Annotated in this window: 15 protein-coding genes; all 15 read right to left on the bottom strand. The window is 54.4% G+C overall.

Annotated features, from left to right (window positions below; translation table 11 throughout):
* Positions 1 to 75: 75 nt before the first annotated feature.
* Entirely contained in the window at positions 76 to 1,290 is a 1,215-nt protein-coding gene (locus FE839_RS18820; RefSeq protein WP_138362296.1) for a harpin HrpZ family protein, read from the bottom strand.
* 153 nt (positions 1,291 to 1,443) lie between these two features.
* Positions 1,444 to 1,797, bottom strand: coding sequence for an HrpV family type III secretion system protein (hrpV, locus tag FE839_RS18825; RefSeq protein ID WP_138362297.1), 354 nt, complete (start codon positions 1,795 to 1,797; stop codon positions 1,444 to 1,446).
* Positions 1,790 to 1,987, bottom strand: coding sequence for an HrpT family type III secretion system protein (gene hrpT, locus FE839_RS18830; RefSeq protein WP_138362298.1), 198 nt, complete (start codon positions 1,985 to 1,987; stop codon positions 1,790 to 1,792). Before hrpT ends, hrpV begins: the two co-directional genes overlap by 8 nt.
* Positions 1,988 to 2,003: 16 nt before the next feature.
* Positions 2,004 to 4,028: a type III secretion system outer membrane ring subunit SctC gene (gene sctC, locus FE839_RS18835; protein WP_138362299.1), complete on the bottom strand. Its 2,025-nt coding sequence runs from the start codon at positions 4,026 to 4,028 to the stop codon at positions 2,004 to 2,006.
* Positions 4,021 to 4,452, bottom strand: coding sequence for a type III secretion system chaperone (locus FE839_RS18840; RefSeq protein WP_138362300.1), 432 nt, complete (start codon positions 4,450 to 4,452; stop codon positions 4,021 to 4,023). The genes sctC and FE839_RS18840 overlap by 8 nt, the downstream gene beginning before the upstream one ends.
* A complete protein-coding gene (locus FE839_RS18845; RefSeq protein WP_138362301.1) occupies positions 4,439 to 4,663 on the bottom strand; it encodes a serine kinase in 225 nt (74 codons plus the stop codon). The genes FE839_RS18840 and FE839_RS18845 overlap by 14 nt, the downstream gene beginning before the upstream one ends.
* 77 nt (positions 4,664 to 4,740) lie before the next feature.
* Positions 4,741 to 5,349, bottom strand: a complete 609-nt coding sequence (gene sctL, locus FE839_RS18850; RefSeq protein WP_138362302.1) for a type III secretion system stator protein SctL — start codon at positions 5,347 to 5,349, stop codon at positions 4,741 to 4,743.
* Positions 5,343 to 5,939 (bottom strand): type III secretion system protein, encoded by a 597-nt coding sequence (locus FE839_RS18855; RefSeq protein ID WP_171034915.1) that lies wholly within the window; start codon positions 5,937 to 5,939, stop codon positions 5,343 to 5,345. The genes sctL and FE839_RS18855 overlap by 7 nt, the downstream gene beginning before the upstream one ends.
* Positions 5,932 to 6,711: a type III secretion system inner membrane ring lipoprotein SctJ gene (sctJ, locus tag FE839_RS18860; RefSeq protein ID WP_138362303.1), complete on the bottom strand. Its 780-nt coding sequence runs from the start codon at positions 6,709 to 6,711 to the stop codon at positions 5,932 to 5,934. Before sctJ ends, FE839_RS18855 begins: the two co-directional genes overlap by 8 nt.
* 6 nt (positions 6,712 to 6,717) lie before the next feature.
* Complete coding sequence (locus tag FE839_RS18865; RefSeq protein ID WP_138362304.1) at positions 6,718 to 7,077, bottom strand: EscI/YscI/HrpB family type III secretion system inner rod protein; 360 nt, start codon at positions 7,075 to 7,077, stop codon at positions 6,718 to 6,720.
* 60 nt (positions 7,078 to 7,137) lie between these two features.
* Positions 7,138 to 7,356, bottom strand: a complete 219-nt coding sequence (locus tag FE839_RS18870; protein ID WP_479680754.1) for a type III secretion system major pilin HrpA — start codon at positions 7,354 to 7,356, stop codon at positions 7,138 to 7,140.
* A gap of 105 nt (positions 7,357 to 7,461) precedes the next feature.
* Complete coding sequence (locus tag FE839_RS18875; protein ID WP_241675649.1) at positions 7,462 to 8,364, bottom strand: sigma 54-interacting transcriptional regulator; 903 nt, start codon at positions 8,362 to 8,364, stop codon at positions 7,462 to 7,464.
* A gap of 417 nt (positions 8,365 to 8,781) precedes the next feature.
* On the bottom strand, positions 8,782 to 9,423 hold the full coding sequence (locus FE839_RS18880) for a response regulator (RefSeq protein WP_138362307.1): 642 nt from the start codon (positions 9,421 to 9,423) through the stop codon (positions 8,782 to 8,784).
* A 4-nt stretch (positions 9,424 to 9,427) separates the two neighbouring features.
* Positions 9,428 to 10,900, bottom strand: a complete 1,473-nt coding sequence (locus tag FE839_RS18885) for a PAS domain-containing sensor histidine kinase (RefSeq protein WP_138362308.1) — start codon at positions 10,898 to 10,900, stop codon at positions 9,428 to 9,430.
* A 261-nt stretch (positions 10,901 to 11,161) separates the two neighbouring features.
* Entirely contained in the window at positions 11,162 to 11,704 is a 543-nt protein-coding gene (locus FE839_RS18890; protein ID WP_138362309.1) for an RNA polymerase sigma factor, read from the bottom strand.
* Position 11,705 lies beyond the last annotated feature (1 nt).

Genomic DNA, 11,705 nt, shown 5'->3' on the forward strand with positions numbered 1-11,705 from the left:
TGACTCCTTAGAACAAGAGATGCTTACCGGATTGCAAAAAGGCGGGCAAGTCTGGCTTACCCGCCACACAACGCCTTAGGCCGCCAGTTTGCCGAGCGCCATATTGCTGATAGCGTCGCCTGTCAGGGCGGCGTCAATGCCCAATGATGAACCGCCCGCACCGTGAGCCTGGAGATTGCTGTTACTGAAATCGCCAGCCATAGCGCTTTTGATCATCCCTTTGGCCTTGTTGAACTGATCCATGCTGCCCGGCGTCATGCCGTCATCATCTGGATCGCTCAACGCAGTTGCCCATGACTTGTCATCGGTTTTCGCCGTTGTCCAGTCATCTTTCTGATATTGGGGTTTACCGAACACTTCCGGATATTGATCCATAAACTGACCAATCTCTTTCGCCATCGGCCGATCTTCCTTGTTGATAAACGAACGCGTCGCACTGTCGCTGTGAGTACCGATGGCGTTCAACGCCTCAATCCCGGCCTTCTGTCCAATACCCAGACCAACCGCATTACCCAGTTGACCGAAATCCCCTGCGCCGCTCAGACCTTGCAGACCGCCATTACCCAATTGCAACGGCGCCCCGCCCAGTCCGCCTTTGCCAAGACTCTGGCTCAGGCCATTGCTCAACAGGGCGCTCAGCGCATCGCTGACACCCTGAGTGTAGGCCTGCTGCTCGCCTGCCGTCGGTTGTCTCCCTGTACCGCTGTTGCCCTGTGCACCGCTATCCTGTCCGCCGCCCAGAATATCTTTCAACACCTCGCTGAACAGCATGGACAATTGCTGTAGAGGATCGCTGGCCGCGGAGTCTGTACCGCCACCAGAGCCAGAGTTGGGCAGATAGCTGGAAGTCGGTTTGGAACCCAGGGCCTGATCCAGCGATGAACCTACGCCAGATCCCATGGCATCACCCAGGCTGGAGCCCAGTGAGTTGCCCAGCGCCGCACCTAACGGACCACCCAGCGCACCGCCTAATGCGCCACCCGCTCCGCCTCCCAGCGAACTCCCCAGCCCGCTGCCAAAGCCCCCCAGGCCGCCTCCACCGAACAAGTTGCCCAAACCACCGCCGCCCAGCAATCCGCCTCCGAGCAAACCGCCGCCCATCATGCTCATCATCATCATGCTAGTAAGCATACCAGCCAGTTTATTGATGGCATCCGTGCCTCCCTGAGCACCGAGGCCATTATATTGATTGCCTGCGCCAAATCCCCCTGCACCGCGCGAGCCAGCGGTGATTGTAATATTGAGTGTTGTCGGCTGCGTTGCCGACCCGATGATTGATCCCAGACTCATAGGCTGTTCCTTAATAGTGGAAGTAAGAATGTAAGCTTGGGCCACCCGCACTGAACGCTGTCCGATGAATACGCCAAGCCTTTATTGAGTGCCCGGGAAAAGGTTCCGGTTCCACCACATGGGGAAAAAACCGCGCCGCCCGGCACCACTAACTCAGAGACCGGGATAAGTGATGCCAGCCAGGGAGAGCAGACGCGCGATCTGCTGCGCGTCATCTTCGTGTTCATCTGGCAACTGGCACCAGATCGACAGACGGCGCGCACCGTCGAGAAAAAGGTAACAACCGTCATAGCGATCCAGTTGTTGCGCGCGCTTGCGCAATATATGACGGTAAAAACCGGTCGGCAGGCTGTCGGGCTGCAAATTGATCATCAACTCTCGCCCGCGCTCGCCGCTCAAGGCCAGCAGTTCCACGCCCGGTTGTACTGACCAGCGACAACGCTGCCGCGCTTGCAGCAGATGCAACAGCGCCTCCAGAGAAGTTACCTGCGGACAAGACTTATTCATTTACCGTCACCCGGGTATAATCCGCCGGGCCATTGCGCAGCTCGGGCTGCCACCAGATCACTAACTGATGAGGCGCAGACTGCGGGCGGCACGCCGCCGAAGTGCACTCCAGGCTGTTATCATGCTGACCGGCACAGGCCGTGAGCAGCATGGATGCGCCCAGCAACCACCCTAATTGCCCCCTTTTCATCTTTTCTCCTCGCCTGTTACGGGTTTAATAACGATACGCGGGATGCCTGTAGTGCCCGATTTGAATCCAGCGCCAGATACACCTCGGCCGACTCACCCGGCGCCAGCATGGCATGCGGCCAGGCGGCCACCGCCAGCGTGCGTTTGCTTGCACAACTGGCTTCATCAAAACGCAGCGGTTTAGTGCCGGTATTGCGTACCACGCCAATGCTCAATTGCACACTGCCATTGCTGTACCACTGTCCCCGGTTGCCGTCGAAACGCAGCCACGGCGTATTTCGGCATACTTCACTCAGACGTGAACCTGATGTCTGCATTCGGAAACCAGCGGGCAGTTCTCCTTCAGCCAGATCTCGCAGCGCGTTTTCCACCACATCATGCTGGTTGACATTGCTGTGCCGTCGGTTCACCCGTCCCATCGCATCATTCAGTTGCTGGCGGTTGTCTGCCGCAACGTAGCGGGTTGGGTCGGTTTGATCGCCAATCAAACGAGGTGTGAGGATAAACAGTCGTTGCCGCTGCGAAATCTCATGACGCGTTGAGGTGAACAGTTTGCCAATCCACGGAATATCGCCCAGCAAAGGGATACGTCGATCGCGATCGCCGCTCTCTTCCACATGGAAACCTCCCAGCACCAACGCCCTGTTTTCGCCGATCAACGCCTGGGTACTGACCGTGCCACGTTTGACGCCAGTCGCCTGACCGTCGCTGTCCGTCTGGACATGACCATCTTCAATATCAATGGTTAACTGAATACTGGTATGGCCTTGATAGCCTACTGCGCGCGGCGTTACCTGCAGGCTGGTACCTGCGGTTATCGGTTGAATATCCGCAACGCGTTCGCCGGTCGCGGTAATAAAGGCTGTCTGGCTAAAGTCGATCACCGCTGGCTGATTCTCCAGCGTCAACACCGAGGGGTTGGCAATAATCGAGGCGGTCCCCTCGCCTTCCAGCGCCTGAATATCAGCGAAAAAGCGTTTGAAATCACTAACAAACAACGTGCCACTACCGGACATCAGCGAACTGCCGCCGCTGACTCCGCCCAGCGTCGCCTGCCAGTTGGCCTCCAGACGACTGAGTGCCGTACGATCGATATCAAGGATCACCGCATCGATCTCCACCAGGTTCTGCGGTACATCAATTTTGGCAATCAACTGGCGGTACTCTTCCCGTCGTTTTTCGTCATCGCGGATCAGTAGCGCATTGTTGCGCACATCAGCGGAGATACGTCCCCCTGGCTCGCCCATATCGTCGTTGTTGCCACCACCGTGAGCAGCGGTTTTATCGCGATGACTCAACCGTGCCAGCAGCGTCTCGGTATTCTGTTGCATCGCGGTCATGTCAGGGCCGCCCACTGTGTCGGTGCCACCGTTGGCGCTCAGCGGCGCCGGACGTTTACCGTTCAACAGCTCGTTGAGCATCGTTGCTACGCCGGGGATAACCAGTGTCTGATCGCGATAATGGATGGTACGATCGGCCACCGAGGCATAGCGTAGCGGAAAAATCATTACTTTGCGCCGATCGTCTTTTTCCTCTCGTTGCTGGCTGAAGCGCTTGATCAGCGCGACGTACTCCGGCGGCCCGGTCACCAGTACCACGCCGTCATCCGGCAGTTCGCCCCAGCCAAAACGCGGGTCCAGCAAACCGATACCGCTCAGCGCCTGTTTAATGTCCGGCGCAGCATCAGGCGAGATCTCCAGCCGTTCGGAAGTTTGCTCATCCTGTGGGCTGACATACAGCGTGTTGTTGTAAACAAACCACTGAAAATGGTGCTCCAGCGCCAGCCGATCCAGAAACGCGCTGGCGCTGTCTGCGCGTATCTTCGCGTTCACCTCTCCGTCCTCAATGTTGCCCAGTCGGAGTTCGACCCCGTGACCGTCGGCAAAATCCTGCAGCACGGTAGACAACGGCGTATGATCCGCGGAATAGGCGTATGACTGCTCTTTCCAGTCGGATGGCGTCTGCCCCAACACCGCAGGCGCGGCACACAACATCAATAACGCGCAGAGTAAACGACCGCAGGAATAACGTTTCTCAGCCATGATTTCCCCCTGGTAAAAATGCCAGGCTGTGTAAAGGCATTGCGGACTGAGCGCCCGCTTTTTTGATCGGCTGCTGTAACAAGGATTGCCAGACGTCACGCTGATTGAGCAAGGAGGTCAATTGGTCGCAAATGGCGTCCACGTCCTCCTGATGCAAACGCAGCGCCAAACGCAGGGTATCGCCTTCCAGCAACAACGCGCCGGTATCGCGCCCAAAATGACGCAAAGCCGGCGCGCTTAGCTGTAATGCCCGACCTAATAACTGTTCGTCTGGTACGACAGCGAGCGTCAGCGACGCCAGCGCAAAAAACTGTCCGCCACGGCGTTGTAAAGAGAGCGCGCCGCCATCCACCAGCAATTGCAGGTCTTCGGCGCTGTTGTCCAGCCAGCGCGCTACCCAGGTCTGCAATTCAGTTGATCGCATTAATAATGGCTTTCGCCAGCCCATGCTTTACCGTCAGTTCCTGGTTGGCGGCCCAACTGGCGCTAGATAACCCCATGCTGGCCTCAAAAAACGCGAAGCTGTCGGCCTGGCTGTAACCTTCACTGGCATTTAATGTGGCATCGTCCAACTGTTCTTGTGCACGGTTGAATTGCGTGTCGAGGCGACGCTGGAGCGCGCTGAGTGATGACATAATCAAGTCCTCTGCTGAATGGAATACTATGAAGTAAGTGGTTATCTGCCGGACACAGTTCCGCCGCGAGTGGAATTTTACGTCGGTGGATCGGCGGTTTCATCGCCACAGACTGGCAACAGCCGTTGCACCGCCTGCCGCCAGTCAAGATGCAATTCGCCCTGAGTAGTGGTGAGCTTTAGTTTGTCGATCGGCAGCGCGTTATCCGTCTGTAATCGCCAGCACAAATGCGGCTGACTGGCTAACCAGTCAGCAACCACCTGTCTCTGATCGGGGTGACAATACAGTTCCCCCTGTGCGTCAACGGTTTGCGCCCGTAATAATTGGCGTAACAGCGCCGTCATGCGCGCATGCTCCGGAACCTGCTCCAGCAACTGGCCGATCGCCTGAGAGACCACCACCTCCATTACTACCAATGCCTGACTTTCCAGTTGCTGATACTGTTGTTGCAAAGCATGCAGCATCGCATCTGCCTGCTGCCAGAAATCCCGTTCGACCTGTTGACGTACCGCCTCCCGCTGCTGTTCGCGTTCCTGTTCAGCCGTCATCAGTAACGCCTGAGCCTGCTGCTGCGCCTGCACCAGAAGCGTCTGCCCTTGTTGCTGTAGCCGTAACTGCGCCCTGGTTATGATCGGCGCCAGATCGGTGTCGCCATTGAGTAACGTAATACGTTTTTGCGTCAACATAACGGCTCCTGCGCAGCCTGCCAGATCGCCGCTTGCCAAAGAGGCAGCAAGCGTGAGGGAAAATCACTCAGCGGGGGTAGCCGCTCCACTGCCTGGACCCGGTCAGGAGAGAAATGTAGCCGGACGCGCGGCCAACATAATGGCCCACAGCGCAGGTTTAACAGCCATAACCCGTCGATTGCGCCATCACCCGTTGGTATTCCCGGTGGCGGCGTTAGCCATAATCCCGGACGCATCGCCTGAGCGATACGTCGGCACCAGCGTTGCTGATCTGCCGTCAGAGTGTGTCTGCTGCTGTCACGCCAGCACACTTCCGCCACCAACCGTAATACCCGTAACCGCAAAGGAGATGACAACTGCATCAGTTGCAACAGGGTATCGTCAACCGCCGCGATCGACGCGGGTAACTGAAGCCGGGCGCATAACTGCTGATGATGCGTACGCGCCAGTTGTCGTAATGTCGCCTCGTCAAGCTGGTAGAAGTCGGCCTGCCGCCAGGCGGGCTCCGCCGTCAACCAGCAGTCGATACACCACCAGCGAAGCCAGCTTAGCGCCAAATCCACCTGCGCGTCGGCCGTTAACTCATTCACTCTTCTGCTCCGCCACGGGTACTGCCTGACGATGATAGCGCTGCCAGTACATCCAACTTATCGCGCCGCCCACCACCAGCAGAATCAGCAAACCGATTAGCCCGCACCACCAGTTCAACTGCTGCGCGCGCTGCTGTGTCACCACCCAGGGGCCGAAATTAACCATCGTCGGTTTGTCCTGGTAGCTTTCCGCCGGAACGAACACAATCGCCAGATCCTTGTCTGAACGACCTGCCAGCCCAGGCAGGCTACTGGCCACCATGCGGCGAATACGCGGTTCAATGGCGTCCGGATCCAGATCGGGGCGATATTTGATAAAGACCGCCGCGCTGGCAGGTTGGACCGGCTCCCCGGGCGCAACCCGTTCAGGCAGTACAACATGGACCCGAGCGACGATAACCCCGTCTATCTGGCTCAGCGTGGATTCTACTTCCTGGGAGAGGGCATAAATGTAGCGCGCCCGCTCCTCCAGCGGCGTTGAGATCACACCGTTCTTCTGAAACACTTCTCCCAGATTGGTGCGGGCCGGGCGTGGCAAACCCGCCGCATCGAGAATATGTACGGCCCGATTCAGGTTCGGAGCATCAATCAGTACGGTGATCCCTTCTTTGTCATAACGTTTTTCCGTTTGGATATGATAGCGTCCCAGCTCCGCCGACACTTCATTGGCATCGTTTTCCGACAGGCCATGATTGAGCTCTATCTGATCATTACAGCCAGCGAGTAGCATGATGATCAATGCCAACAGCGCCTTTAACGATAATTTATCCATAGTGGGCTACTGCAAGTTAGTGAGTTTTTCCAGACTTTGTACGCCTTTCGCCACCAGTTTGGCGTTGAGCAGACTTTCCAGATAATACGAGGATAGCGTGCGGTTGGCGTCCATAACGCTTTGCGGATCGAGGCTACGCGATGCTTTCACCAGGGCTCTGTCCGCCTGGTTTGACTGGCTGCTGCCCGCAGCGGACAGGCTGGATAATTTGTCAATCCATGACTGATTGTCGATACTGGCCGTTCTGGTCTGGGAACGCAGCGCGGCGCTGAACCAGGCCGCATCACCGCTGCTGGATGCGATACTTCCGGTATCAGTAATGTCCATACTGGTCAGCGAGGGAGCATTTGCAGCATTGATTTTCATGATTGCCCCTTACAGCAAGGTAAAATCCGGGCGCCGAACGGCCGCACGCCCGGTCATCACTTAGAACTGAATCGCTTTCGCCGCGTTGTGGCCGGAGTTCAGCGCTTTGGAAGCTGAATCCATTTTTCCATCGAGGATGGAGTTCTGCGTGTCCAGCTTTATTTTATCTGCCTGCGCACCGGCAGACATCGTCAATGCATCCCCCATTGCTGATTCCAGGGTTTTGGACGCAGTTTGGCTCGCGCCTGAAAGACTTGACATAAAACCGCTCATAGTTATCTCTCCAGTGGTTGAGGTTGTGTTTTCTGAACATCACATAATGTTCGTAGATTAAGTGGCTGGCTCTCCGCCCCGGTTCCCGGCTACAGCAACTTTTTTATTGCACTAACAAACGGCGCTCTCGCCTTTGCTCAACACTTTTATGCGGTGATACAGCGTACGAGCGGGAATGCCCAGCTCCCGTGCCGCGTTATCAATTTTGTGTCCATGGCGTCTCAGACAGTCGTGGATCAGGATATTTTCAATACGTCGCATTCGCTCCTTTAACTGCGACGGCTCTTGTTCGCAACGAAAAGGAATGCTTAACGGTGGCAGACCTAACGCAAAACGTTCGGCTGCGGTCTTGAGTTCGCGAATATTTCCCGGCCAATTGTAGCTCAGCAGACATTCACAGTGTTCCTGGGTAAGTTCGGGCGCGGTACGCTGTAAACGCAACGTGGCTTGCTGGGTAAAATAGTGGAATAGCGGGATGATCATCTCCAGCCGGGCGCGTAAGGGCTGAAGCTGAAGGCTGATGGTATTCAGGCGAAAATAGAGATCTCGCCTGAAGCTACCGCGTTCAACCAGTGTCAACAATGGCGTTTGCGTTGCCACAATCACGCGCATATCTACCGGCGTAAAGCGGGTGCTACCCAGTCGTTTCACCCCACGATTTTCCAGCACACGCAGCATTTTTGCCTGTAATGTTAAAGGCATACTGTCAATTTCATCCAGGAACAGTATGCCTTTATGTGCTTCTTCCACATAGCCAGCGCGCGACTCACTCGCCCCGGTATACGCGCCACGATTAATGCCGAATAACTCGCTTTCAGCCAGCGTTTCCGGGATCGCCGCACAGTTAACCGCTACCAGCTTCCCCTGGCATCCAGAAAGCTGATGAATGCGTCGCGCCAGCGTGTCTTTGCCTGTGCCCGTTTCACCTTCCAGAACCAAATCGATATTTAAGGGTGCGACGGTATTGATCATATCCACCAATGTGTCGTGGAAATCCAGGCACACAGATGCCATATTGGCCGTCGAAATCGTATTACTGTATTGATATAGCTTGATATTATTTTCCCCAGCAATCATAAAACCCCCCTCTTACTGTCTGTTATTATGAAGCTGCTATTTGCTATACACGGCAATGTTATTGCTGCGCCAAAAGACACAATTGGTTACACTTATTCAATAAAACTCCCGTTTATCTCCATTTTTCTAACAAATACACATATTTATATGAATAAACTATCGTCATCTGCTGAATATTCAGTCAGGAAAAGCAGGGGGTGAGGGGTAAGGAAAGGCTTACAACAAACGCGTGAATTGTAAGCGGTTACATCAAAACCGTTTATATATCCACTTCTTGTATCAAAAGAATTAACAGATTGCGGTAAGGAAAGGTGCAAGGCAGCCGGTCAGCTGCCTTCAGATATAAGAATATTCTTAGGTTATCAGTTGGTGGCCGATGGCGTATTTCACGATATCGGCATTCGTGGAGAACATCATTTTTTCCATTAAACGGGATTTATGGGTGCTCACGGTTTTGTTGCTGATGGCCAGCGCCTGCGCAATGTTGTTGATGCCATCGCCACGCGCCAGCATCAGCATAATTTGCATTTCCCTTGCGCTGAGTCGCTCATGCAACAATTCGCCATCAGTGCCGCATTCGGAAAATACAATTTTCTCTGCCAGCGCATGGTCAATAAAACGTTGCCCCTGAGCAACACGATGAATCGCCGCCAGCAACGCCTCAGGCTCATTGTCTTTAGTAATATAGCCCAGCGCGCCGCACTTCAGCGCCCGTCTCGCAATCTGTGGTTCACTGAACATGGTAAGAATCAGAATCGGTAGTTTGGGGTACTGCAGCCTGATACGCATGATCAGATCTTCGCCACTGACCCCCGGCATACACATGTCCAGCAACAGCAGATCGATATCTTCCACCCGAAGACCTTCCATGACCTGGGCACCATTGCCCGCCTCCGCCACAACAACCAACCGCTCATCCAGCGAAAAAATCTGCTTTAAGCCTTCACGCATAATCACATGATCGTCTGCAATCATCAGGCGAATATTCTTTTCCATGTGTTTATTTATTCTCCTCAATATTTTCCAATGGAATGGTTAGTGACACACAGGTGCCAATAGTCGGTTTACTTTCTATTTCTACGCTCCCGCCCAGCATGCGACCGCGCTCGCGCATCCCCATCAGACCAAACGCATTGTCGCTACGCTGTCGACTATCAAAACCCTTGCCATTGTCTTTCACACTTAGTACCACCACCCCAGGACGACGCTGAAGAGTGATGATGACCTCCGTGGCATCAGCATGTCGTGTGACATTGGTTAATGATTCCTGCACGACACGAAACGCCGCCGTGGACTGTTCATCATCCAGAAGAATCTCATTCACAGGCGTTATCAGCTGGCAGCAACAATCGGGATGACGGCTGGTAAACTCATCGCGCAGCCATTCCAGCGCGGTACTCAGCCCCATATCCAGTACATTGGGGCGCAGGCGGGTCGCGACATTACGTACCACCTGTATGGTTTTGTCAGCCAGGCTCATCAGGTTCAGGACGCGTTCATGCAATTGCGGGTTATCCTTGCTAAATTGCAATCGCAACAATGAAATGCCCATCCGCAGAGACGTCAGATGCTGCCCCAGTTCATCATGCACCTCACGCGCAATTCGCTTGCTCTCTGCTTCGCGTGACGCCTCCCGTTGACGCGCCAGCAGCCGCAAGCGCATATGGGAATCTTCCAGTTTTTTTTCCGCATACCGAATGGCGGTAATATCACGGCCTATTGTCAGTACCGAAACCAGCGCGCCATAGCGGTCAAACTCCGGCACACAACGGAGATGGTGAATAATGATTCCCTGTGAAGAGAGATTGTCCGACTCGACCAGTTCGCCTTCAGCCTCACGCAGATGGGCAATCACCTCACTTACCCGTTGCTCCACGTAACTCACACAGGTCAGATTCCCCAGCAAATCCCGCAACCGTCGTCCACGCAATTGTTCCGCAGAGACGTTCAGGTGGCGTAAGGCAGCCTGGTTCGCATACAGACACTGCAGTCGGATATTAAAACGCACCACAACATCCGGAGAATTTCCTGCTAACGCCTGAAATTCCTGTTCACGGGCGTAAGCAAGCTGTTCCAGAGACTGGCGTTCTCTCAGATCTCTGACCACACACATACTGTAGTTTTCCCCTTTATAGACAAACGGGTTTGAGCTGACCTCAACCGGGATCATCAGGCCATACTTACTTTTATGTTGCGTTTCAAACGATGAAGAACCGCTCAGTTTTTCCTTGATAAGGCGGTTCCAGTGCACATTGATATTTTCCTTGCTCCAGTCGGGATCGATATCCGACACGCACATCGTGAGAAATTCTTCGTTACTGTAGTCCAACATGCGGCAAGCCTCATTGTTGACATAAAAGAAACGCGTCTCGTAGTCGATCAGATAGACTGCATCTTTCATGTTACTCAAGGCAAATTCGACCAGCCGTAGCGGTTCGCTATCGGCGGCATTCTGTGGACTGGAAAAATGCATTTCTTCTCCTCGGTAAACATCCTTTGCTTGCCTGATACCAACCATCCTCTGTTCTGACCTATTCCCGGAAATAAAAATCAGGCCGACTATCCCCTCTTCCCACAGTAAGAAAAAAAGTAGTCCTCCATGGTTTTTATTACATAACAATGTATTAGAATTTTTAAAACAAAATAATTTCCTGAATGTTCCTCAGTGGCATCTCTGCCGACGCCCCAACCTGCTCCGGGGCGCCGCAATTTACAGACATTGCGTCGTGGAGCGCTAAAACACCGACTGTTTTAACGCTCCACGGGCCCGAGACAAACGCGAGCGCACCGTACCGATGGGAATGTTCAAATGCAGCGCAATGGCCTGATAGCTGCCATCCTGCTCTATCAAAATACGCAACAGATGGCGCGTCTCTTCTGGCAGGGAGGCAATAGAACTCAGCGTCGACGTCAACAAACGCTGATGTTCAATAATATGGCTGGGGTCGTCGCCGGTCAGCGCGATATCCTCCTCCAGTTCATCGCAGCGAGGCCGGCCAGATTGCAGGCGAAAATGATTACGAACCAGATTCAGGGCAATGCCGAATACCCAGGTTTCTGGGCGCGAAGCGCCGGAAAACTTGTCACGATTACGCAACACTTCAACCCAGGTCATCTGCTCCAGATCTTCTGCATCCTCCCGGTTACTGACACGCTTGCGGATAAAATGGTGTAACCGACGCCCATGCTCACGGAAAATGCGTTCCCAATCGACATTGCGGTGTATTGCTTCCGGCATTGCGGAAGATGCGGTGGTCTGCAACTGCGTTATTGTCATG

The organism is Klebsiella indica (assembly GCF_005860775.1).
Lineage (GTDB): Bacteria > Pseudomonadota > Gammaproteobacteria > Enterobacterales > Enterobacteriaceae > Klebsiella > Klebsiella indica.

What these genes read in the sequence shown, in the direction of transcription:
- FE839_RS18820 (WP_138362296.1), bottom strand. Translation starts at nt 1,290, where the DNA reads ATGAGTCTGGGATCAATCATCGGGTCGGCAACGCAGCCGACAACACTC.
- hrpV (WP_138362297.1), bottom strand. Translation starts at nt 1,797, where the DNA reads ATGAATAAGTCTTGTCCGCAGGTAACTTCTCTGGAGGCGCTGTTGCAT.
- hrpT (WP_138362298.1), bottom strand. Translation starts at nt 1,987, where the DNA reads ATGAAAAGGGGGCAATTAGGGTGGTTGCTGGGCGCATCCATGCTGCTC.
- sctC (WP_138362299.1), bottom strand. Translation starts at nt 4,028, where the DNA reads ATGGCTGAGAAACGTTATTCCTGCGGTCGTTTACTCTGCGCGTTATTG.
- FE839_RS18840 (WP_138362300.1), bottom strand. Translation starts at nt 4,452, where the DNA reads ATGCGATCAACTGAATTGCAGACCTGGGTAGCGCGCTGGCTGGACAAC.
- FE839_RS18845 (WP_138362301.1), bottom strand. Translation starts at nt 4,663, where the DNA reads ATGTCATCACTCAGCGCGCTCCAGCGTCGCCTCGACACGCAATTCAAC.
- sctL (WP_138362302.1), bottom strand. Translation starts at nt 5,349, where the DNA reads ATGTTGACGCAAAAACGTATTACGTTACTCAATGGCGACACCGATCTG.
- sctJ (WP_138362303.1), bottom strand. Translation starts at nt 6,711, where the DNA reads ATGGATAAATTATCGTTAAAGGCGCTGTTGGCATTGATCATCATGCTA.
- FE839_RS18865 (WP_138362304.1), bottom strand. Translation starts at nt 7,077, where the DNA reads ATGAAAATCAATGCTGCAAATGCTCCCTCGCTGACCAGTATGGACATT.
- FE839_RS18875 (WP_241675649.1), bottom strand. Translation starts at nt 8,364, where the DNA reads ATGGCATCTGTGTGCCTGGATTTCCACGACACATTGGTGGATATGATC.
- FE839_RS18880 (WP_138362307.1), bottom strand. Translation starts at nt 9,423, where the DNA reads ATGGAAAAGAATATTCGCCTGATGATTGCAGACGATCATGTGATTATG.
- FE839_RS18885 (WP_138362308.1), bottom strand. Translation starts at nt 10,900, where the DNA reads ATGCATTTTTCCAGTCCACAGAATGCCGCCGATAGCGAACCGCTACGG.
- FE839_RS18890 (WP_138362309.1), bottom strand. Translation starts at nt 11,704, where the DNA reads ATGACAATAACGCAGTTGCAGACCACCGCATCTTCCGCAATGCCGGAA.